Origin of the sequence: Rhodoluna sp. (assembly GCF_049276775.1) — a bacterium.
GTDB lineage: Bacteria > Actinomycetota > Actinomycetes > Actinomycetales > Microbacteriaceae > Rhodoluna.
In genome coordinates, this window is the sequence record NZ_JBASXC010000028.1 from 1 (window position 1) to 20,789 (window position 20,789).

Here is a 20,789-nt window from a genome sequence, read left to right on the forward strand (position 1 = left end):
GGCGGATACATCCCAAGCATGGCGATATAACCACCGAGCGGGAACGCCTTTAGGCCGTATTCGGTCTCGCCCACTGTTTTCGAATAAAGAGTTGGGCCAAAACCAATCATGTACTTGGTGACCTTTACGCCAAAAAGCTTGGCTGGCACAAGATGTCCGATTTCGTGAATTCCAATTGACACGCCAATACCCAGGACGATAAATAAAATTCCAGCCAGATACCAAAGGGTTTCGCTCACGCCAATAAACCTACTTCAACCACAGGAATCTTTTGTGAACGAGATATCAATTCTGGGGAAACTAGCAGGCCTTGGCGATCTGGGCGTCGGTTCGATCCCTGGCCCACCTCTCGGCTGCCAGAACAGATTCTAAAGTTAGCTCGCCTTCAGGCTCGTGGGCCTCAACCGCCCGCGCAATCAAATCGGTGATTTGATCAAAACTGATAGCACCGGCATGAAAAGCCAACACGGCCTGCTCATTGGCCGCGTTATAAACAGCTGGGTAACTCTTGCCAGCTTTGCCAACTTGCCTTGCTAGCGCTACCGCAGAAAACACCTTTTCGTCCAATGGCTCAAACTGCCACGAGTGAGACTTACTCCAATCCACCGGTATCGAAACTTCACCCAGCCGATCGGGCCAGGATAACCCGAGTGCAATTGGTAACTTCATATCTGGCGGCGATGCTTGAGCGATAACCGATCCGTCAACAAATTCCACCATCGAGTGAATTACCGACTGCGGATGAACGGTGACTTCTATTTGTTCAAAAGGAACATCAAACAGCAAGTGAGCTTCAATAAGCTCGAGACCTTTATTTACCAGTGACGCGGAGTTAGTTGTAACAACCTGACCCATTACCCAGGTGGGGTGAGCCAAGGCTTCAGCCGGGGTCACAATCGCGAGCTGTTCTTTTGAAAAACCACGAAAGGGTCCGCCGGAGGCGGTCAGAATAAGTTTTTTTACCTCTTTACTAGAACCAGACCTTAGACACTGGGCGATTGCGGAGTGCTCCGAATCAACTGGAACAATTTGTCCCGGGCTTGCCAACCCCGTGACCAGCTGACCCCCAACAATCAGCGATTCTTTGTTGGCGAGCGCCAGGGTCTTGCCGGATTTTAGGGCTGCGAGGGTTGGGGCTAGCCCAATCGACCCGGTTATGCCGTTTAATACAACATCGGCGTCAGTTTCCTCCACCAACAAAGTCGCGGCCTCAGAGCCTAAAACGGCCTTAGATTTATCCAATGAAAAGTGAGCCCGCTGGGATTCCAGGGCTTCCTTATTTGTACCCGCGGCAAGACCAACCACCTGAAATTTGTCAGGGTTCTTGTCGATGACCTCAATAGCCTGGGTACCAATGGATCCGGTGGATCCCAAGATTATGACTCGGCGCATTTACCCATCTTGCCATGTACCACAACCTATAAAAAGACAGGCGTAGAATCTAACCATGACCACTCTAGAAATCGCCCAAGAGCGTAAATTAGTGACCGCAATCCCAGGACCTAAGTCCCAGGAACTGCACAAAAGAAAGCTTCAGGAAGTCAGCCACGGCGTTGGCACCCTGCTCCCGGTATACATTGAGCGCGCCCACGGTGCCATTTTGATTGACGTAGATGGAAACCAGCTGATTGACCTTGGAAGTGGAATCGGTGTTGTGACCATCGGTCACACTAACCAGCAGGTGGTCGATGCGGTAATCGAGCAGGTTCAAAAGCTCACCCACAGCCTTTTTACAGTAACTCCGTATGTTCCCTACATCCAGGTTTGCGAAATCCTAAATCGCCACACTCCGGGAAACTTTGAAAAGCGCTCCGCACTGTTTAACTCGGGTGCCGAAGCTGTTGAGAACGCCGTAAAGATTGCCCGCAAGCACACCGGACGCGGAGAGATCGCAGTATTCGACCACGCCTACCACGGTCGCACCAACTTGACCATGGCCATGAACTTCAAGGCCCACCCATACAACACAGGCTTTGGACCTTTCGCACCGGGCGTCACACACGTTCCGATGTCTTATCCATACCGCGACCCCGAGGGTATGACGGGTGAAGAAGCGGCAAGACGCGCCATCACATACATGGAAAAGCGCGTTGGAGCCGAGTCACTGGCTGCCGTAGTCATTGAGCCGGTTCAGGGTGAGGGTGGATTCATCGTTCCAGCTCCTGGATTCTTAAGAACCCTTGCCGAATGGGCTAAGAAAAACGGTATCGTCATGGTGTCTGACGAGGTTCAGTCCGGTATCGCAAGAACCGGTAAGTGGTTCGCCAGCGAATGGGAAGAAGGCTTTGAGCCAGATCTAGTAATCATCGCCAAGGGAATCGCAGGCGGTATGCCAATCTCAGCCGTCACGGGACGTGCCGACATCATGGACGCTTCTCACCCCGGTGGACTCGGTGGAACTTACGGTGGAAACCCCGTTGCAGCAGCAGCTGCAGTTGCAGTTCTAGGTCAGCTTGAAGCTGGCGGAGTTCTCGAACAAGCTGAGCGAATCGAAAGAATTTTGCGTCCTCGCCTAGAGGTCATGAAAGCTAAATACCCAGTCATGGGAGATGTTCGAGGCCGTGGCGCCATGCAGGCCATCGAGTTTGTCGAGCCCGGCACCATGAACCCAAACCCGAAGGCAGTGGAGTTAGTTTCCAAGCACGCTCACTCAAACGGAGTAGTTGTGCTTTCTGCTGGAACCTACGGAAACGTAATTCGCTTCCTACCACCGCTTGCAATAACCGACGAGCTGCTAAACGAAGCACTCGACGTCATCGAGGCAGGAATCGCAGCCCTCTAAGCGAGGAACCTACTTTTTATGACTTCTTTCTCAAATCCAGAGCGCCTAAAAAAGCTATTTGATGAAGAGGTCAGCCTCTTTATTATCCGCAATCCAGAGTCCAAAAAACTTCACGAGAAATCCGCCGGACCCATGATGAATGGTGTTCCGATGTCCTGGATGGTGAAGTGGCCGGGGCCCTACCCGGTCTATGTGAAAACCGCCAAGGGGGCGCACTTTTCCGACGTCGATGGAAACGACTACGTTGACTTTTGTCTCGGCGATACCGGTGCGATGGTCGGTCACTCCCCCGATGCTTCGATTGCTGCAATAAAAAACCAGCTAGAAAAAGGCATCACCCTTATGCTTCCAACCGAAGATGCAGCAATTGCAGCCCAAACCTTGGCAGATCGCTTCGGTGTTGAGAAGTGGCAATTCACCTTGACCGCTACCGATGCGAACCGACACATGATCCGCTACGCGAGACATATCACTGGCCGCAAAAAGATTCTTATCCACGACTACTGCTACCACGGCACCGTGGACGAGACCTTTGCGAATCTGGACGAAGCAGGCAACACCGTAAGCCGTGTCAACAACATTGGCGCACCAGTTGAGCTAACCGAAACGACCTGGGTTGTACCTTTCAATGATCTGCCGGCCGCCGAACAAGCCTTCGCCTCTGGCGAGATTGCTGCGGCTCTTATTGAGCCTGCGATGACCAATATTGGAATCGTACTACCGGAGCCTGGCTACCTAGAGGGCATGCGCGAGCTTGCAACTAGGTACGGCGTGATTTTGATTCACGACGAAACCCACACCCTTTCTGAAGGTGTCGGAGGAATGACGAAAAGGCGAAATGTCAGACCGGATGCCGTAGTACTCGGAAAAACCATCGGGGCCGGAATCCCAGCCGGAGCATTTGGTATGACCAAAGAACTCGCTGAGCGGATTACTGCAAGCATGCAGCTTGAGCATATTGACGTTGGAGGAATCGGCGGAACCCTAGCCGGCAACGCCCTTTCGATGGCTGCGGTTCGAGCAACCCTGACCGAAGTTCTGACCGAGGAAGCCTTTGAACGCATGGAGAAGCTCTGCACCGTTTGGACTCAAGATGTTCAAGCAATCATTGACGAGCATCAGATTCCCTGGCAGGTGTCGCAGCTTGGCTCTCGTGCCGAATACAGCTTTCGGGCCACAGCACCCAGAACCGGCAAGGAAGCAGCCGACGCCGATGACTTTGAATTGCAGCAGTATCTCCACCTGCACGCGCTAAACCGTGGAATCTTAATGACGCCATTTCACAACATGGCACTTATCTCCCCGGCCACAACATTGGAAGATGTGAAGCGACACACCGCGCATTTCAGAGATGCAGCTAACGCTTTATTCGGCTAGCCCTTTCTGGCAAGAGCCTTGGCACGCATTTTTCCACCGATCTGAAATACCAGCACTAGGGCGATAGCGAAGAAAAAGACGGCGGAACCAATCACGTTGGCCTCGGGTGGAATTCCTCGAACGGCCGCCGCAAATACAAACTTCGGGAAGGTCACTTCGGTGCCCGAGTTAAAGGCAGTGATGATGTAGTCATCAAAGCTCAGCGCGAAGGCCAAGAGAGCGGCGGCCATAATTCCAGGAAGAAGAAGTGGCAACGTAATTTTCGTAAATACCTGAACCGGACCGGCATAAAGATCCCGACCGGCCTCCTCAAGCTTGGGATCGAGAGTGGCAATTCTTGCCTTTACGGTCACGACCACAAAGCTCAAGGTGAAAAGGATGTGAGCCAAGATAACCGTTCCCAATCCCTTAGGAATTCCGGCGTTTAGGAACTGTGCGGCAAGACCCGCACCCATTACAACCTCCGGAGTTGCAAGCGGCAAGAACAATAGAAGGTTTGTCGAGGAGCGGAATTTAAATTCGTATCTGGTGACGGCAATCGCCAGCATGGTTCCCAGAATTGTGGAAATAGTTGTTGCAACTGTTGCTATCAAAATCGAATTTCCAAAGGCCACGCAAACGTCTATGTTGTTGCAAACCCCCGTCCAGTTGTCAAAGGTGAAGCCCTGCCAACCGGTGGTGTTCTTAAATGGGTCGTTGAAAGAAAATACGAATGTGTAGGCAATCGGGATCATTAGAAACACAAATGCCAAGATTGTGTAGGTCGGAAGCAAATACTTGCCCAGGCTGAATCTGCTCAAAGTAGATCCTCCGTTCCGGTACGGCGGATGTAAATCGATACCAGCACCACAATCGCCGCCATCAGCATTACCGAGAGCGCGGAGGCGCTCGGATAGTCCTGGATCCTCAAAAAGTTAGATTCAATTACATTGCCGAGCATCGCAGTATTCGGAGACCCCAAGAAAGACCTGCTGGCCGTGACGTAGTCTCCGGCAATTGGAATAAAGGTCAAAAGGGTGCCTGAGGTGATACCCGGGATGGAGAGTGGGAATGTAACTTTCCAGAAAGTGCTGGATGGCTTGGCGTAAAGATCGCTCCCTGCCTCGAGCAGCGCGGTATCCAGACGCTCGAGGTTTGTGTAGAGCGGTAGCGTCATAAACGGAATGAAGTTGTAGGTGAGCCCGAAAATAACTACCAGCGGAGTTCCCAATAAGAATTCATTTTGCGCCATCAGCCCTGAATCTCGAAGGAGGTTTGAAACCCAGGAGTCTTGACCAAAGATTTCTTTCCAAGCAAATGTCCTGAGTAGGAAGCTGATGAAGAAAGGTGCGATAACAAGAGTCAGCATCAGACCCTGCAGAATCGGATAGTTTCGAGCCTTGACGCCAATGAAGTAAGCGATTGGGTAACTAAAGGCCAACGCCAGCAAAGTGGCTACAGTTGCGTAAATAAATGAACGAAGAATCTGAGGAAAGTACTGCTCCAGCACGTACGCATAGTTTCCAAATTCCAAACCCGGCTGGTACCTTCCGATACCGCCCCCTGGGACCGGTTCCTGAAGAGAAGTGGTAATCAGAGCCGCAAAGGGGGTGACAAAGAATAAACCGAGATAAATAAGTCCCGGCAACAAGAGCAGCAAAACAATGCGAGATTTTTTGGGTTGAGCATTAGCAAGATTTTTAGGCTTTAGAGCCAGCGTTGCCATTACTTACTTACCCTCACCGTTGTCGACTGGAAGGTCAGAAAGTCCAAAGCTGTGCTCTACCTTCCAGCTCACCCAAACCTTGGCACCTAATTCGGTGACGGGAGATTTCCCGACGTTCTGAGCAAATACTGTTATCTGTCCAATTTCTGGAATCTCGATTAGGTACTGGTTGCTAACTCCGGTGAAGCGGATGTCGATAATCTTTCCGGGTCCAATGATGTTTAATCCCGAAGTCGCCTGCGGAGCTTGGTCCTCGTGGAAAGTTGCCTTTTCCGGGCGAACTCCAATCGCAATTTTTCCCGTTGTCTTCTCGGCTCGCTTGGCTGGAACGGTGATCTTATTTCCCGCAACATTAATGCTCACAGAGTCCGCATTCGTCTCGGCAACATCTCCAACAAATAAATTGGATTGACCAAGGAACTTGGAAACAAAAACCGTTTTGGGTCTTTCGTAGAGAGCCTCTGGTGCACCCATCTGCTCGATCCGACCTTTGTTCATAACCGCGACAGTGTCGGCCATATCCATGGCCTCCTCCTGGTCGTGAGTGACGTGTAAGAATGTGAGGCCAACCTCCATCTGGATTGCCTTGAGCTCCACCTGCATCTGACGTCTAAGTTTTAGATCCAGTGCACCAAGTGGTTCGTCCAGTAGCAAAAGTGAGGGGCGATTTACCAGAGCTCTGGCTAAGGCAACGCGCTGAGCCTGACCACCAGAAAGTTGCGTTGGTCGGCGCTGAGCCAGGTGCTCAAGCTCAACCAGCTTTAGGGCGTCTAACGCCTTCGGCATCGGATCAGAAACTTTTCTCTGCTTCAAACCAAAAGCAACGTTTTCCAAAACGGACATGTGAGGGAAAAGAGCGTAGTTCTGAAACACTGTGTTGACAGGACGCTCATGTGGTTTGTCTGCCGTCACATCTTTGCTTCCGATCATGACCTTGCCCTTGGTGGGCGTATCAAGACCGGCTACCAATCGGAGAGTCGTCGTCTTTCCACAACCCGAAGGTCCCAGCAGGGCGAAAAACTCGCCCGCTGGGATCTTTAGGTCAAGATCGTCTATTGCTAGAAAGCCCGGGAACTCTTTCCTTATGCCGACTAACTCTAAGTCAGCACCCCGAGCGACAAACTCCGCTGCCAACTAGGCGCCCAAAAGAACACGCTGCCACGCGGTGGCGAATGTCTGCTCTTCCTCTGGGTTTAGGGCACGGAATGCGTGAGTGAATGACAAAAACTCTTCACTAGGGAAGATCAAGTTGTTTTCGGCTAGCTCTGGGTCTAACTTGATGGCCTCGTCATACGCTCCGGCAACCGGTGTGATGTAGTTCACCCAAGCAGCAAGCTCTGCTGCGTTTACAGGGTCGTAGTAGTAGTTGATAAGCGCTTCTGCGTTCTTCTTGTGGGTAGCTCCAATTGGAACTGTGAATACGTCAGAAGAAATTGTTCCACCGGACTCAGGAAGGAAGAATCCAAACATGTCTCGAGTTTTCTTTGAGAAGTTCATCTGAACAACGTCTCCGGACCAAACAATTCCCGCTACGTAGTCACCATTTCTGAAGCCCTTGGTGTACTCGTTGCCCTCGATATTGCGGATCTTGCCATCGGCATACAGTCCCTGGACCTTGTCAATGATGTTCATGTAGGCATCTTCGGTGAATGAGGATTCGCTTGCGATGTCGATTCCTTCAGCTAGAGCCATAAGTCCGACGGTGTCGCGCATCTCAGACAAAACAACTACTCGACCGTTTAACTCATCAGCCCATAGGTCATCAACGGTCTGAGGGGCTTCCTTGCCGGTTAGCTCTCGGTACAGCTCCTTGTTGTAAGCAATACCACCCAAGATTCCCTGGTACGGAATTGTGAAGTCGCGGTTTGGGTCATAAGAAGCGCCAAGGTAAGCAGGGGCAAGATTTGCCTTGTTCGGAATGTTTGCTGCGTCTAGTCTCTGCGAGTAGCCATTACCAACCCACCTAGCAGCCATCCATTCGGTTGGGCAAACAAGGTCGACACCGATGTCCTGACCGAGTGCAAGCTGATCCTTCACGATGGCGTAGTACTCGTCATTGTCGAGGTAGGTCTCTAGGTACTCAACCTTGATTCCGGTCTGAGCTTCAAATCTTTCTAGGGTAGGGCGCGATGTCTCATCTTCTGACAAGTCCATGTACTCAGTCCAGTTATCCCAAACCACAATCTTTTCTGTGTCAGAAAGATCCTGGGCAGCGACCGGCGCCTCGGTTGCTGTCGGCTCACTGGCTGGCGCACAAGCAGCAAGTCCGATCGCAGTTCCAAGACCTGCTGCACCTGCCAAAGCAGTTCTTCTGGTTAGCTGCTGACGTCTGGACATCTTCACAAGTTCGGCCATCATTGGGTCTTGTGGAAGTGAGTTTGGGTCTCTCATTGGGCTACTCCTATTTTCATTCAAGGTAAACAAGGTAGGAGACCCAAATGCTTGGGCTCTTAGTCCCATATCTTGCCATAAATAAAGTTCCCCAAAGTCCAAAATCCCGGGATTCTGAGTCGGCGTGCCACGCCAGATTCCTGAGAATTGACGGGGAAACTCCCGATACTAACTGCCCCACCTAGAGCGAGTATTGTGGTGAGGTGGCCAGTTGGTCCAAAAGAAGCAGCAAAGCAGGAGTACCCCATGAAGATCTCAATTCCTAAAGAGGTCAAGAACAACGAATACCGCGTAGCCATAACCCCAGCCGGAGTTCACGAGCTAGTAGTTTCAGGCCACGAGGTTTCGGTAGAAAAAGGCGCAGGGCTTGGCTCGGCTATTTCAGACCAGGAATACCAAGACGCCGGAGCTAGCATCACCCCCGACGCCGCCGCCACCTGGGCAGCTGGGGATCTAGTCCTCAAGGTTAAAGAACCCATTGCCTCCGAGTACCCGCACATGCGCGAAGGACTAACACTTTTTACATTCCTCCACCTGGCAGCTGATCTTCCACTCACCAACGAGTTGGTTGCCAAGAAGGTCACCGCAATCGCATACGAAACCGTCCAGCTACCCTCGAGGCAGCTTCCGCTGCTTGCCCCGATGTCTGAAGTCGCCGGTCGGCTTGCTCCGCTGGTCGGCGCGAACACCCTGCTTCGCCAAAATGGCGGCAACGGCATGTTGCTCGGTGGCGTGCCAGGAACCAGACCCGCAAGAGTCACCGTCTTGGGTGGCGGAGTAGCGGGAACGAACTCCATCGCGGTTGCGGTTGGTATGGGGGCAGAAGTTACGGTCTTGGACACTAACTTGAACAGGCTCCGCGAGCTAGATGCTCTCTATGCTGGAAGACTTCGCACCATTGCCAGCAATAGCTTTGAAATAGAGCGAGCTGTTGTGTCTTCCGATCTAGTTATCGGCTCAGTGCTAATTCCAGGAGCCAAGGCTCCAAAGCTTGTCACCAACGCATTGGTCAAAAAGATGAAGCCCGGTGCCGTCCTGGTTGACATCGCAATCGACCAGGGAGGCTGCTTCGAAGACTCCAGACCTACCACCCACGCAGAGCCCACCTTTCCGGTCCACGACACGGTCTTCTACTGCGTGGCCAACATGCCGGGGGCTGTGCCTCACACCTCTACCTACGCTCTGACCAACGCAACCCTTCCATACGTGAAAGCAATAGCGAATCTGGGCTGGAAGGCTGCTCTGCAGGCGGAAGCGTCTCTAGCTCTGGGTCTAAATACATTTGACGGAGCCATTGTGAACGAGCCGGTCGCGGTGGCTCACTCGCTTCCGTCAAAGCCTCTTGCTTCGGCGCTGGCGTAAAACCAATCGGAAAATAAAACCCCTCCGGCGGCTTTCTGGCCGTTAGTAATGCAGCTTGCGCCCAACCAGAGACTTGAGGCCCGCTTACCTTATTCGGATTTATGCCAAGCTGGACAAAATCAATCGGGTCTGAAGCACTCATCGCAATTCGACCCCGAAGGTTTGTCAAAAGCGACCGAGGAATACCGGTAAGGCTTTGGGTAGCCGCTATCAAGTGAACGCCCAAAGATCGACCCCTGGCACAAACATCCTCGATCGCGGAGCTAGCTTTTTGGCCACTTGCCAAAACCGCCGCGAACTCGTCGATTACTAAAACAATCGGTTTCAGAGACTCACCGGCTGCATTGAATTGCCTAAGATCAGACACTCCGCTTTTTGCAAACAGCTCTTCCCTGTTTGCTAGCTCCGACAAGACAAAGTCCCAGAGCTTTTCAGAGCTTTGAGGATCCAGGTCGGTTCCCATACCCAACGCCTGTTCGGAAAACTGCTCCAGCGTGGCTCCGCCCTTGTAGTCAAAAAAGACAAGTTGCACTTTTTGGTTTTCCGTCAGCGAACCAACAATTAGTTTCAGTAGCTCAGATTTTCCAGATCCGGTTGGGCCAACAATTATCAGGTGCGGTCCATCAACTTCCAGGTCAATACTTTGCTCATTAGACCCAGTTGAGCCCAGCCATAATTCCAGCTCAGAGCTTGGTAAATCCTTAAATCCAGCTTCGGATTTTCTCGCCAGTAACCCAGCAAGTATATCTGGGGCGGAGCGGCTTTGGACATACTCAAGGAGAAGTTCTCTCCATTGCTTTTTCCAAAATAATTCGTACCTCGGAAGCACCCGATTACTGATTGCAACCAGGCCTGCTGAAACATGAACTTGGGCACCTATTTCAAATACCGGGTATCGATTTCGATAAAGCTGCGTGCCGAGCATCAAAGAAACCATGAGGACACTCACCAGCGCCAGTTGCCAGTAGCCACTGGAGAACCCCACGGTCAGCCCAATGATTAGAGAGGGTAGGTACCAAATAAGCTGCATAAATCTAAACCTGCCTGATTACCAGGCAGGTTTAGTAAAGCAATTTGCAAGCTGTGGATTAGTCCCCGATGTAGCTCATCACGTGCTTGATGCGTGTGTAGTCCTCGAACCCGTACATCGATAGGTCCTTGCCGTATCCGGAGTGACGGAAACCACCGTGTGGCATCTCGGCGGCTAGCGGGATGTGAGTGTTGATCCATACGCAACCAAAGTTCAATCCCTTGCTAAAGCGCATCGCGGTGGTGTGATCCTTGGTCCAGACGCTCGATGCCAGACCGTACTTCACATCGTTGGCGTTTCTCATGGCCTCGTCGGCATCCTTGAACTTCTGAACCGTGATGACCGGACCAAATATCTCGGACTGGATGTGCTCATCCTGTTGCTTGAGTCCCGACAAAACAGTTGCCTCCATAAAGTAGCCCTCAGTACCAACCTGAACACCACCGGTTTCTAGGTTGGCGTGGCCCGGCAGGCGGTCAATAAAGCCCTTTACTCGCTCGAGCTGGTTAGCGTTGTTCACGGGGCCAAAGAGGATGTCATCGCGGCTTGGGTTTCCGGTGATGGCATTGGCCTTTACCTCGGCCACCAAAATCTTCAGGAACTCATCGTGCACACTTTCCTGAACCAGGATTCTGGTTGCAGCGGTGCAGTCTTGGCCAGCGTTGAAGTATCCCGCAACCACAATCTGCGCAGCCGCTTTCTGAAGGTCGGCATCTGCAAAAACAATTACCGGTGCCTTTCCACCAAGTTCAAGGTGAACCTTCTTAACATCAGCCGATGCAGCCTTGGCAACCTCCATACCGGCACGAACTGAGCCGGTAATCGAAACCATCTGAGGAATCTCGTGCTCAATTAGAGCACGACCGGTGTCGCGGTTTCCGGTGACGACGTTGAAAACTCCAGGCGGTAGGTGCTCAGCTGCAATTTCAGCTAGCAGCAGTGTTGAAGCCGGAGTTGTGTCGGAGGGCTTTAGAACGATTGTGTTTCCAGCGGCTAACGCTGGAGCGAATTTCCAAACCGCCATATTCAGAGGGTAGTTCCAGGGTGTCACCTGGCCGATTACACCGATTGGTTCGCGACGTATAGAGGAGGTGTGATCTTTTGCGTATTCGGCGGTAGCGCGACCCTCTAGGTTTCTTGCGGCACCCGCAAAGAACCTAATCTGGTCAACGCTCGGGTCCATTTCATATTCGACCAAAGTGGGTCGTGGCTTGCCGGTGTTTTCTGACTCAACGTCAGCTGCTTCCTCGGCGCGGGCGGCGAGTGAGTCGGCAATTCTAAATAGCGCGAGCTGGCGCTCGGAGGGAGTGAAGTTTGACCAAACATCAAAGGCTTTCTCGGCCGCCTTATATGCTGCATCGACATCTGCATCGGAAGAAACTGCGGCGGTTGCGTAGGTTTGGCCGGTAGCAGGGTTGATAACATCCGAGCGCTCAGCGCCCTTGGAAGCAACGTATTCACCGTTGATGAAGTTTTTTAGTTCTTTTACCGCCATTTGATTACTCCCTCTGGTCTTTTTTCCCAACAGCTTTGTTGGTTGTCACTAGTGAAGATTCTAACCCCCAAAATTCGCACGAAATGGCCTGTCTTTGGAAGGTAATCGGTTGCCAATTTAGGCTTTGGCTTCGGATTCGTTTGCTAAATGCGGAGACCGCTGGCAATATCCTTGTATGTCAAGAACCGAACGGACCATGGCCTCGGGACTTGACGAGCTCTCCAAGAAGATCATTGAGCAGCTCCAGCAGGATGGCCGAAGGTCCTACGCGGAGATCGGCAAAGCTGTGGGCCTGAGCGAGGCGGCTGTTCGCCAGCGTGTCCAGAAGCTGACCGATAAGGGGGTCATGCAGATAGTCGCGGTCACCGACCCCATGCAACTGGGCTTTTATACCCAGGCCATGATTGGCATTCGCTGCAGCGGGGACACCACGAGCTTGGCGGATGCCTTAGCGGCCATGCCCGAGGTGGATTACGTGGTGATTACCGCCGGTAGCTTCGACATCTTGGCCGAAGTGGTCTGCGAAAATGACGACTCACTCATAAATTTACTAAACAACAAGATTCGTAAGCTTGAAGGTGTCACAATGACTGAAACGTTTGTTTATCTCAAACTTCAAAAGCAGTTCTACAACTGGGGTACAAGGTAGTGCTCCTGACATTCATAAAGGGAAGATAAAAATGGCAACAGCGCAAGGTAGGGCAAAGAAACTGGTTTCGGGAATCAAGTCTCTAATCAAATCCACAGCCAAGAAAGTAAGACCCGCCTCCAGAGCGAAACTTCCCCTGGTTGAAGCAAGAAAAGCCGGCACCAAGATCACTCCCGCCATGTTGCAAAAATCTGCCAAGGCCCACCTCTGGATGCACTTCACCCGTCACAGCACCTTTGACAGCAAAGAAATGCCAATCATCCAAAGAGCTGAAGGTCACCACGTCTATGACGTCAACGGCAAGAAGTACTTCGATGGTCTTTCCGGTCTGTTTTCGGTAAACGCCGGTCATGGCCGCGTCCGCTACGCTGAGGCCGCGTCCAAGCAAATGCAGGAACTGGACTTTTTCCCACTCTGGTCATTCGGTCACCCCAGGGCAATCGAGCTAGCTGAGCGCCTACTTTCCTATGCGCCAGATAACCTAAATCGAGTTTTCTTCACCACCGGAGGTGGTGAAGCAGTCGAAAGCGCCTGGAAGATAGCCAAGCAGTATTTCAAGATGACTGGAAAGCCAACCAAGCACAAGGTGATTTCCAGGCACGTTGCCTACCACGGCACCAGCCAGGGAGCACTTTCAATCACCGGTATCCCAGCAATGAAAAAGATGTTCGAGCCGCTGGTTCCTTCAACTTTTAGAATTCCGAACACTAACTGGTATCGCGCCCCCGGCCAATTCAAGACCGAGGAAGAGTTTGCCCTTTGGGCCGCTAACCGCGCCGAGGAAATGATTTTGTTCGAAGACCCGGACACCGTTGCCGCGCTATACGCGGAGCCAATTCAAAACTCGGGTGGTTGCTTCACCGCTCCCCCGATCTACTGGAAAAGACTCCGCGAGATTTGTGACAAGTACGACGTGCTCTTAGTAGCTGATGAAACCATCACCGGCTTTGGACGCGCCGGAACTATGTTCGCTTGCGAGAAATACGGCATCGTTCCAGACATGATGGTCTGCGCTAAGGGAATAACTTCTTCCTACCAGCCACTCGGTGCACTGCTAATTACCGAGCGACTTTTTGAGCCCTTCAAGACTGGAACCAATATTCTCTCCCACGGTTACACTTTTGCCGCTCACCCGGTGGCTTGTGCTGTGGCGCTCGAGAACTTGGACGTGTTTGACGAAGAAGATCTAGTTGGAAACGTGGCAAGAAACTCAGCCAAGTTCAAAAAGACCCTCGAAAAACTCTACGATCTTCCCATCGTTGGAAACATTCGTGGCGACGGTTACTTCTTCGCAATCGAGCTGGTCAAGGATAAGGCCACCAAGCAGACCTTTAGTCCACCTGAGGCCGAGAAGCTACTTCGCGGCTACCTGGGAAGCGCGATGCTAAAAGAAGGACTATACGCCCGCGCCGATGACCGCGGCAACCCGGTGATTCAGCTGGCTCCGCCACTAACCATTGGCCCCAAGGAATTCGACGAGCTCGAGCAGATGCTCAGGCGAGTCCTTACTCCAGCTATGAAGAAGTTCTAGTAGCAATTTTGGCAAAAACCCCCAAGCATTTTTGGCTTGGGGGTTTTCCACATTTTTACCCTTTGGATACCGCATGCAAAAAAGATGGGGGAAAATGGCTTCATGAAGGTAAGTCCTAAAGCAGTCATAACCCTGACTTCACCTATTGGTCCAATCACGCTTATTGCCCAAGGCGAGAAGCTAGTACACGTTGAACTTGGGAAAAAGGCCAAGACTGCAGGCTCCGCGAAGGTTTTAGATGACGCTAAGAAACAGTTCGAGGACTACTTCTCGGGCAAGCTTTCTAGATTTTCTTTACCCCTAGAAGTTCCGGGTACTGAGTTTCAAAAGGCAGTTTGGAGGGAAATTGCCAAGCTGCCGGCCGGCAAAACCCTGAGCTATGGAGAAATTGCGGCCAAGCTAGGCAACCCCCTGGCCTCGCGGGCGGTGGGTGCGGCCGTAGGCGCGAATCCCACGCCGATTGTAGTTGGATGCCATCGAATACTTGGTTCAAGCGGCAAAATCACCGGTTTCACAGGCGGGGACGGAATCAAAACCAAGGCCTGGCTTCTGAACCACGAGAACATCGAGTTTCGAGCTTGAGCGCACTGATCTCCAAATATGAAGATGGTCTCACTCGTTGCTCTTGGCCAAAAAACGACAGTGTTTATATCCAGTACCACGACACCGAGTGGGGTGTCCAGGTGCTTGATGATGATGCGCTTTTCGAACGAGTATCTCTCGAGGGTTTTCAGGCTGGGCTTTCCTGGATAACTATCCTCAAACGACGGGAGGGCTTTAGAAAAGCATTTCGGGGTTTTGAAATCAAGAAGGTCGCAAAGCTGACCGAAGATGACGTCGAGCGCCTCATGCTAGATGAGGGCATTATTCGAAACCGGGCGAAAATAATCTCTACTATATCCAACGCAAAGATCTGCCTGGCTCTTGAAAGATCGCTTTCTGAAATTATCTGGGCCCACGCCCCCGCTAACAAAACCAAGCGAGCCTCCCCACAAAGCTTTGAGGTTGTTGCCTCAAATCAAGAGTCGGAAAGTCTAAGTAAAGAGCTTAGGAAACTTGGGTTTTCTTTTGTTGGGCCGACGACCATGTATGCCCTCATGCAATCAATCGGTATGGTCAACGATCATGCGCCGGGTTGTTTCAGGCGCAAACAGCTGCAGGATTAGACTAAAGCCCGTGTCCCCAGAACAATTCACGAGCCTGTATCGTGGCTTCCTACCCCAGATTTCGAGCTACCTAGCAAGGCGCGTCGAGACCTCCGAGGTCGAGGAACTCGCTTCCCAAGTCTTTGAAATAGCGTGGCGCAAAAGAAGCCAATCTCCAGAAGGTTTCGAGTTGGCCTGGTTGTATCGAATCGCTGGATTCGTGGTTTCAAATCATAGGAGGGCAGTCCAGAGCGAGAAAAACTTTCTTCTGCGCTTCAGGTCTAACGATTTTGCCCCCGCTGCGGAAGACATAGCACTTTCCGACCTCGACCTGTCAAAAGCCTGGAAGAAGCTCAGTAGTTTCGAGCGTGAGGCCATTTCTCTCACCGCATTTGAGGGCCTGAGCCACCAAGATGCCGCTCGGGTGCTTGAGATTAGCCCCAACGCCTTCACCCAGCGGGTTGCCAAGGCCCGGAAAAAACTCAAGGCAAATCTTTCTGTACCCAATTAGACACATTTTTAGGCTTTGAGACATAAACAATATATGAGCCAAAAAGACGAACTAGATAGCAGAATCACCAAAGCCGATCCTGCCAAAAAGCGCACCGCGCCGACCCTAACCGACGGCCTAATTGCCAGCGCCATTGCAAGAGATTCCAAGCTAAGCCTCCGGGGCCGTTTTGAACTGCTTGGCCAGAACGTTAGAAGAATGGCCCTTGGCCTCGGCGTCGCTGGCTCGGCAGCCGTGGTTGCAGTTGCGCTAGTGATTACCTCAACCCCGCAGCCACTGATTCAGCTTTCTGGGATGCAGGGTGCGAGGAACAGCGAATCAGCTGCGGTACAAATGGACATTGGTTTGGAAAGAACTTCGATGCCCTTCAACTATTTCGAATTTTTAGCGGGTCCCAATCTTTCAAACGAGACAGCATCTGGCGAGGTGTATAAACTCGCGCGAACTTCAACTCCGGAAGAGGTTCTCAAAAACGTGGCTGAGGTCTTTGGCGTAGCGGGGTCGATCAAGAGATACCCTGACTTTGCTGAAGGAAACCCTGGATACTTCTTTGGTCAGTCTGATGACCCCTGGGGTTATGACGCAGAAAATCCGGTCATCTCACTGTGGTGGCTCGGAACGGCCTCTTGGAACTACTCAAATCCGGTCGCCTTCCCAGACTCGGTTTGTGAGGAAACTGACAACGCCGGAAACTGTGTCACCTACCGAGAGTTCCAGCCGACCCCTGAGCTTCTTCCAACTCAGGCTGAGGCCCGAGCGAAAGCGTTGGAGGTTTTCAACGCCACGGGATTGCCCGTTTCAGCTTCCGACATTCGAATCGAGATTTCTGAATGGGGCGTGAATGCATCGGCTTCAATGTCTGTTGGGGGTCAACCGACAAACCTCGAGTGGTACTTGGGTTGGTCGTCAACTGGTCAAATTAGCTACGCAGGCGGCCATTCGGTAGTTGCCGAGTCCATGGGAAACTTTGACACCATCTCGGCTTTGGCTGCGGTTGAACGCTTGGCTGACTGGCGCTGGAGTGGATCTCCATCTGGGATTTTCTACCAGCGATTCCAGCCAAGGCAAATTTCGGAGCCCGCACCGTTTCTTGGAACTGAAGAACCATTCGACGAGGGCTTAGAGGGTGACTCATCTATCGCCATTGAGCCGATGCCGGAACCGATGCCAGTGCCAGAGACTCTGGTTCTCACAATCCTCGAATCGGAAAGCGCTCTGCTGAGTGTCTGGGATGCGAACGGTGAAGTGTGGTTGGTGCCCGGATGGATCCTAATCAACGACCAGGGTTGGTTTGGTGCGGTTATTTCGGTCATCGAGGGAGTCATTGCGCTGCCTGAAGAAACCGATTTCAACATAATGCCGCTCCCGGCTGATGACTCAGTTAGCAATAAGTAGCAGGGTCTCACCCTGCTGCTCCAGTTTGAGCCCGGCCAATTTGGCGACCAAGTTTAGGTCACCGGGTTTTTCTAACTTGGTATTGACCGAAAGCGCCGCCCTCACAAAACTGCCCTTCGCCTGCTTGTTGAAATGATTCAGAGCTTTTCGAACACCCTTGGCATCCTCCGAGACAACCGCAACCTCGAACGCACTAATCCCCTGGGGTATCGGAGCAAGCTGGGCGTAAGCCTTCGAGCGAAGATCAATTATAGTTTCGTCGGCTAAGTTCGCCCAGATAACCTCGTGAGCTTTGTTCCATTCAGAACGCAAGTTTATTCCCGGTAATTTGGATCCAGCCGAGAGTCGGTAATTTGGAATTTCATCGAGAGCACCGATTAGCCCAAAGAGCGAGGACTGTACAAAGACGATGCGCTTTGCATTTCGTTGTTGCTCGGCCGAGAGGCCATCAAGTTTCAAGGCGTCGTAAAGAACTCCCGTATATCGGTGAATGGCCGGCATGGTTATAGGTTTTGCTAGATCAAGGTTCACTTGAAGCTCACCCAATTGCTTGGGTCCAAGCTTTAGTGCCGCTGTAGCGGCTTTGGGATGTTTTGAAAGCTCAATTAGGGCTTTTCGAATTGAACTTCTGGTTTTATCAAGAGCAGGAAAACTCAGATCAATTTTTGATTTGGTACCACCGGTTTGTTTTGACTCAGATGGCGGAAGTAAAAAGATCATCTTTTTCTCCCCGGCAAAATTGCCCTGGCTAGACCCCTAGACCACTTCGGCGTTGCGGGCAACGACCGTGACGACGTCGTGCTCAACGCTCAAAAAGCCATCCTCGGCACTGAACTTCTTCACTTCACCCTCGGGCAATGTGACGCGAACTTCGCCGCTTGCCAAAATGGCCAGCATTGGCTCGTGGCCTGGCAATAGACCAATCTCGCCCTCGACAGTTTTGGCAACTACCATTTTGGCGGTACCTGACCAAACCGACGAGGCGGCGGAGACTAGCTCTACTTTTAGGGTTTTTTCGGACAAAATTAGTTACCAGATTCCTTCTGAATCTTTTCCCACTGACGCTGAACGTCCTCAAGTCCACCGACGTTGAAGAAGGCCTGCTCGGCGACGTTATCGAACTCACCGGAAGCAATCTTCGAGAAGCCTTCGATAGTCTCCTTGAGTGGAACGGTTGATCCCGGAACTCCGGTGAACTTGGTAGCCATGTAGGTGTTCTGGGATAGGAACTGCTGAATACGACGGGCTCTTGATACGGTGACCTTGTCCTCCTCAGAGAGCTCCTCAACACCCAAGATGGCGATGATTTCCTGAAGTTCCTTGTTCTTCTGCAAGATCTGCTTCACGCGTACCGCAGTCTCGTAGTGTTCCTTAGCGATGTAGCGAGGGTCCAAGATTCTGGATGTAGAAGCTAGCGGGTCCACAGCTGGGTATAGACCCTTTGATGCAATCTCTCGGCTTAGCTCAGTTGTGGCATCGAGGTGAGCAAATGTGGTTGCAGGAGCCGGGTCGGTGTAGTCATCGGCAGGAACGTAGATGGCCTGAAGAGAAGTAATCGAGTGACCGCGGGTAGAGGTAATTCTCTCCTGCAAAAGACCCATCTCATCGGCCAGGTTTGGCTGGTAGCCCACGGCTGATGGCATACGACCTAGCAGGGTCGAAACCTCAGAACCGGCCTGCGTGAAACGGAAGATGTTGTCGATGAACAAGAGCACGTCCTGCTTCTGAACATCGCGGAAGTACTCCGCCATGGTTAGGGCTGAAAGTGCAACGCGAAGACGGGTGCCCGGTGGCTCATCCATCTGACCGAACACGAGCGCGGTCTTATCGATGACGCCCGACTCGGTCATTTCGTCGATTAGGTCGTTTCCTTCACGGGTACGCTCACCAACACCTGCGAACACCGAAACACCGTCGTGGTCTTCGGCCACGCGGTAAATCATTTCTTGGATAAGAACGGTCTTACCAACACCGGCACCACCGAAAAGACCAATCTTTCCACCCAGTACGTATGGGGTTAGCAAGTCGATGACCTTAATGCCGGTTTCGAACATCTGAGTCTTGGACTCAAGCTGGTCGAAAGCTGGCGGGTTGCGGTGGATCGGCCAGCGCTCCGTGATTTCGATTTTCTCACCAGGCTTGCCGTTTAGGACTTCACCAGTCACGTTGAAAACGCGACCCTTGGTCACGTCACCAACCGGAACTGAGATAGGAGCTCCGGTGTCTGACACGCTACCGCCACGAACCAAACCATCGGTTGGCTTTAGGGCGATTGCGCGGACCAGGTCATCACCTAGGTGCTGGGCAACCTCGAGGGTAAGAGTTGTGCTCTCCCCCAAAAGCTCAATCTCGGTGGTTAGAGCGTTGTAGATCTCAGGGATGGCATCGTGTGGGAACTCGATGTCAACAACTGGACCGTTAACTCGCGCAATGCGCCCGGTTCCTGCCTTTGGAGTGGTCTTTGTCTCGGCCATGTTCTTATCTTTCTCTTAGTCCTCGTCGCCTGAGGTGGACAGGGCATCTGCTCCACCGACGATTTCGGAAATCTGCTGGGTAATTTCGGACTGACGTGCCTGGTTGCTCAACTGGGTGTAGTTCAAGATCAGCTTCTGAGCGTTATCGGTTGCGCTCTTCATGGCCTTCTGGCGAGCTGCATGCTCGGAGGCCGCGGACTGAAGCATGGCATTAAAAATTCGGCTTTCGATGTAGACCGGAAGCAGTGCGTCAAGCACCTTGTTGACATCCGGCTCAAACTCGTAAAGCGGGAAGACCTCGGACTTCGAAGGTGGCTCAACTCCCTCGACCACCTCTAGTGGAAGTAGTCGAACAACCTCTGGAACCTGAGAAATCATCGAGACAAAGCGGTTGTAAACCATGTGGATCTCGTCCACGCCGCCTTCTTTTGAGTCGGTGTTGAAATCAGCCAAGACGGCATCTGCGATTGCCTTAGCGGTATCAAACTCAGGAAGGTCGGTCCCACCAATCCACTGCTCGCGAGCTGTGCGACGACGGAAGTTGAAGTAGCCAACTGCCTTACGACCAACCAGGTAGTAAACAACGTCCTTGCCCTGGGATTTCAGCAAAGTGGTGAGCTGTTCAACTTCCTTTAGGACGTTCGAGGAAAATGCTCCTGCCAGACCGCGGTCTGAGGTGAAGATAACGATCGCTGCGCGATCGATGGTCTCTGGCTCGGTGGTTAGCGGGTGATCGATGTTTGAGTAAGTAGCAACAGCTGACACTGCGCGGGTGACGGCTCTTGAGTAAGGAGTAGAGGCTGCAACGCGCTGCTGCGCCTTGTAGATACGGGATGCTGAAATCAACTCCATGGCGCGTGTGATTTTCTTCGTGGTCTGTGCCGACTTAATCTTTTGACGGTAGACCCTTAGCTGTGCTCCCATGTCCTACTCCTTCCTTCT

At 52.2% G+C, this 20,789-nt stretch carries 20 protein-coding genes and 1 pseudogene; 9 read left to right on the forward strand and 12 right to left on the reverse strand.

From position 1 onward, the window contains the following. Both WAO31_RS02265 and dxr read right to left on the reverse strand, forming a co-directional pair. Positions 1 to 239, reverse strand: a 239-nt coding sequence (locus tag WAO31_RS02265; protein WP_509589730.1) for a site-2 protease family protein, incomplete at its 3' end; no start/stop codon positions are given. Positions 240 to 300: 61 nt separating this feature from the next. Next, positions 301 to 1,392 carry a 1-deoxy-D-xylulose-5-phosphate reductoisomerase gene (gene dxr / locus WAO31_RS02270; protein ID WP_509589733.1) on the reverse strand — a complete coding sequence of 364 codons (1,092 nt, stop codon included), beginning with the start codon at positions 1,390 to 1,392 and terminating at the stop codon, positions 301 to 303. A 55-nt stretch (positions 1,393 to 1,447) separates the two neighbouring features. Between dxr and gabT the strand changes: the two genes are divergently transcribed. Both gabT and WAO31_RS02280 read left to right on the forward strand, forming a co-directional pair. Beyond that, on the forward strand, positions 1,448 to 2,782 hold the full coding sequence (gene gabT / locus WAO31_RS02275; RefSeq protein ID WP_509589736.1) for a 4-aminobutyrate--2-oxoglutarate transaminase: 1,335 nt from the start codon (positions 1,448 to 1,450) through the stop codon (positions 2,780 to 2,782). 18 nt (positions 2,783 to 2,800) lie between these two features. Continuing rightward, positions 2,801 to 4,159 (forward strand): transaminase, encoded by a 1,359-nt coding sequence (locus WAO31_RS02280; RefSeq protein ID WP_509589738.1) that lies wholly within the window; start codon positions 2,801 to 2,803, stop codon positions 4,157 to 4,159. On the opposite strand, the gene WAO31_RS02285 is transcribed toward WAO31_RS02280, so the two are convergent. From WAO31_RS02285 to WAO31_RS02300, 4 genes are read right to left on the reverse strand one after another with little or no spacing between them, the layout of a single operon-like run. Next, positions 4,156 to 4,959, reverse strand: a complete 804-nt coding sequence (locus WAO31_RS02285) for an ABC transporter permease (protein WP_509589741.1) — start codon at positions 4,957 to 4,959, stop codon at positions 4,156 to 4,158. The genes WAO31_RS02280 and WAO31_RS02285 overlap by 4 nt on opposite strands. Next, positions 4,956 to 5,864 carry an ABC transporter permease gene (locus WAO31_RS02290; protein WP_509589744.1) on the reverse strand — a complete coding sequence of 303 codons (909 nt, stop codon included), beginning with the start codon at positions 5,862 to 5,864 and terminating at the stop codon, positions 4,956 to 4,958. Before WAO31_RS02290 ends, WAO31_RS02285 begins: the two co-directional genes overlap by 4 nt. A gap of 3 nt (positions 5,865 to 5,867) precedes the next feature. Then, entirely contained in the window at positions 5,868 to 6,998 is a 1,131-nt protein-coding gene (locus WAO31_RS02295) for an ABC transporter ATP-binding protein (RefSeq protein WP_509589747.1), read from the reverse strand. Further along, a complete protein-coding gene (locus WAO31_RS02300; RefSeq protein ID WP_509589749.1) occupies positions 6,999 to 8,255 on the reverse strand; it encodes an ABC transporter substrate-binding protein in 1,257 nt (418 codons plus the stop codon). It lies immediately after the preceding gene. A 246-nt stretch (positions 8,256 to 8,501) separates the two neighbouring features. Between WAO31_RS02300 and ald the strand changes: the two genes are divergently transcribed. Next, on the forward strand, positions 8,502 to 9,617 hold the full coding sequence (gene ald, locus WAO31_RS02305; protein ID WP_509589751.1) for an alanine dehydrogenase: 1,116 nt from the start codon (positions 8,502 to 8,504) through the stop codon (positions 9,615 to 9,617). 175 nt (positions 9,618 to 9,792) lie between these two features. Here the strand turns inward: ald and WAO31_RS02310 are convergent. Together WAO31_RS02310 and WAO31_RS02315 are read right to left on the reverse strand one after the other, a co-directional pair. After that, positions 9,793 to 10,647: pseudogene (locus WAO31_RS02310) on the reverse strand (FtsK/SpoIIIE domain-containing protein); the annotation flags it as partial. Positions 10,648 to 10,705: 58 nt separating this feature from the next. After that, complete coding sequence (locus WAO31_RS02315; protein WP_509589754.1) at positions 10,706 to 12,142, reverse strand: gamma-aminobutyraldehyde dehydrogenase; 1,437 nt, start codon at positions 12,140 to 12,142, stop codon at positions 10,706 to 10,708. 175 nt (positions 12,143 to 12,317) lie between these two features. Between WAO31_RS02315 and WAO31_RS02320 the strand changes: the two genes are divergently transcribed. From WAO31_RS02320 to WAO31_RS02345, 6 genes are all read left to right on the forward strand, one after another. Further along, the gene (locus WAO31_RS02320) at positions 12,318 to 12,791 is read left to right on the forward strand and encodes an Lrp/AsnC family transcriptional regulator (RefSeq protein WP_509589756.1); all 474 of its coding nucleotides are present in this window, start codon (positions 12,318 to 12,320) and stop codon (positions 12,789 to 12,791) included. A gap of 178 nt (positions 12,792 to 12,969) precedes the next feature. Then, positions 12,970 to 14,322 (forward strand): aspartate aminotransferase family protein, encoded by a 1,353-nt coding sequence (locus WAO31_RS02325; RefSeq protein WP_509589938.1) that lies wholly within the window; start codon positions 12,970 to 12,972, stop codon positions 14,320 to 14,322. Between the two features lie 102 nt (positions 14,323 to 14,424). Next, complete coding sequence (locus tag WAO31_RS02330; protein ID WP_509589759.1) at positions 14,425 to 14,904, forward strand: methylated-DNA--[protein]-cysteine S-methyltransferase; 480 nt, start codon at positions 14,425 to 14,427, stop codon at positions 14,902 to 14,904. Further along, positions 14,901 to 15,488 (forward strand): DNA-3-methyladenine glycosylase I, encoded by a 588-nt coding sequence (locus WAO31_RS02335; RefSeq protein ID WP_509589762.1) that lies wholly within the window; start codon positions 14,901 to 14,903, stop codon positions 15,486 to 15,488. The genes WAO31_RS02330 and WAO31_RS02335 overlap by 4 nt, the downstream gene beginning before the upstream one ends. Positions 15,489 to 15,498: 10 nt before the next feature. Further along, positions 15,499 to 15,978: an RNA polymerase sigma factor gene (locus WAO31_RS02340; protein ID WP_509589765.1), complete on the forward strand. Its 480-nt coding sequence runs from the start codon at positions 15,499 to 15,501 to the stop codon at positions 15,976 to 15,978. Between the two features lie 33 nt (positions 15,979 to 16,011). Further along, complete coding sequence (locus tag WAO31_RS02345; protein WP_509589767.1) at positions 16,012 to 17,373, forward strand: hypothetical protein; 1,362 nt, start codon at positions 16,012 to 16,014, stop codon at positions 17,371 to 17,373. On the opposite strand, the gene WAO31_RS02350 is transcribed toward WAO31_RS02345, so the two are convergent. The 4 genes from WAO31_RS02350 to WAO31_RS02365 are packed head-to-tail and all read right to left on the reverse strand — an operon-like array spanning position 17,356 to position 20,771. Beyond that, the gene (locus WAO31_RS02350) at positions 17,356 to 18,093 is read right to left on the reverse strand and encodes a YaaA family protein (RefSeq protein ID WP_509589769.1); all 738 of its coding nucleotides are present in this window, start codon (positions 18,091 to 18,093) and stop codon (positions 17,356 to 17,358) included. The two genes, WAO31_RS02345 and WAO31_RS02350, sit on opposite strands and share 18 nt — an antisense overlap. 36 nt (positions 18,094 to 18,129) lie before the next feature. Beyond that, positions 18,130 to 18,396, reverse strand: a complete 267-nt coding sequence (locus tag WAO31_RS02355; RefSeq protein WP_509589772.1) for a F0F1 ATP synthase subunit epsilon — start codon at positions 18,394 to 18,396, stop codon at positions 18,130 to 18,132. Between the two features lie 2 nt (positions 18,397 to 18,398). Continuing rightward, positions 18,399 to 19,847: a F0F1 ATP synthase subunit beta gene (atpD, locus tag WAO31_RS02360; protein ID WP_509589774.1), complete on the reverse strand. Its 1,449-nt coding sequence runs from the start codon at positions 19,845 to 19,847 to the stop codon at positions 18,399 to 18,401. Positions 19,848 to 19,862: 15 nt separating this feature from the next. Continuing rightward, on the reverse strand, positions 19,863 to 20,771 hold the full coding sequence (locus tag WAO31_RS02365; RefSeq protein ID WP_509589777.1) for a F0F1 ATP synthase subunit gamma: 909 nt from the start codon (positions 20,769 to 20,771) through the stop codon (positions 19,863 to 19,865). Positions 20,772 to 20,789: the final 18 nt, after the last annotated feature.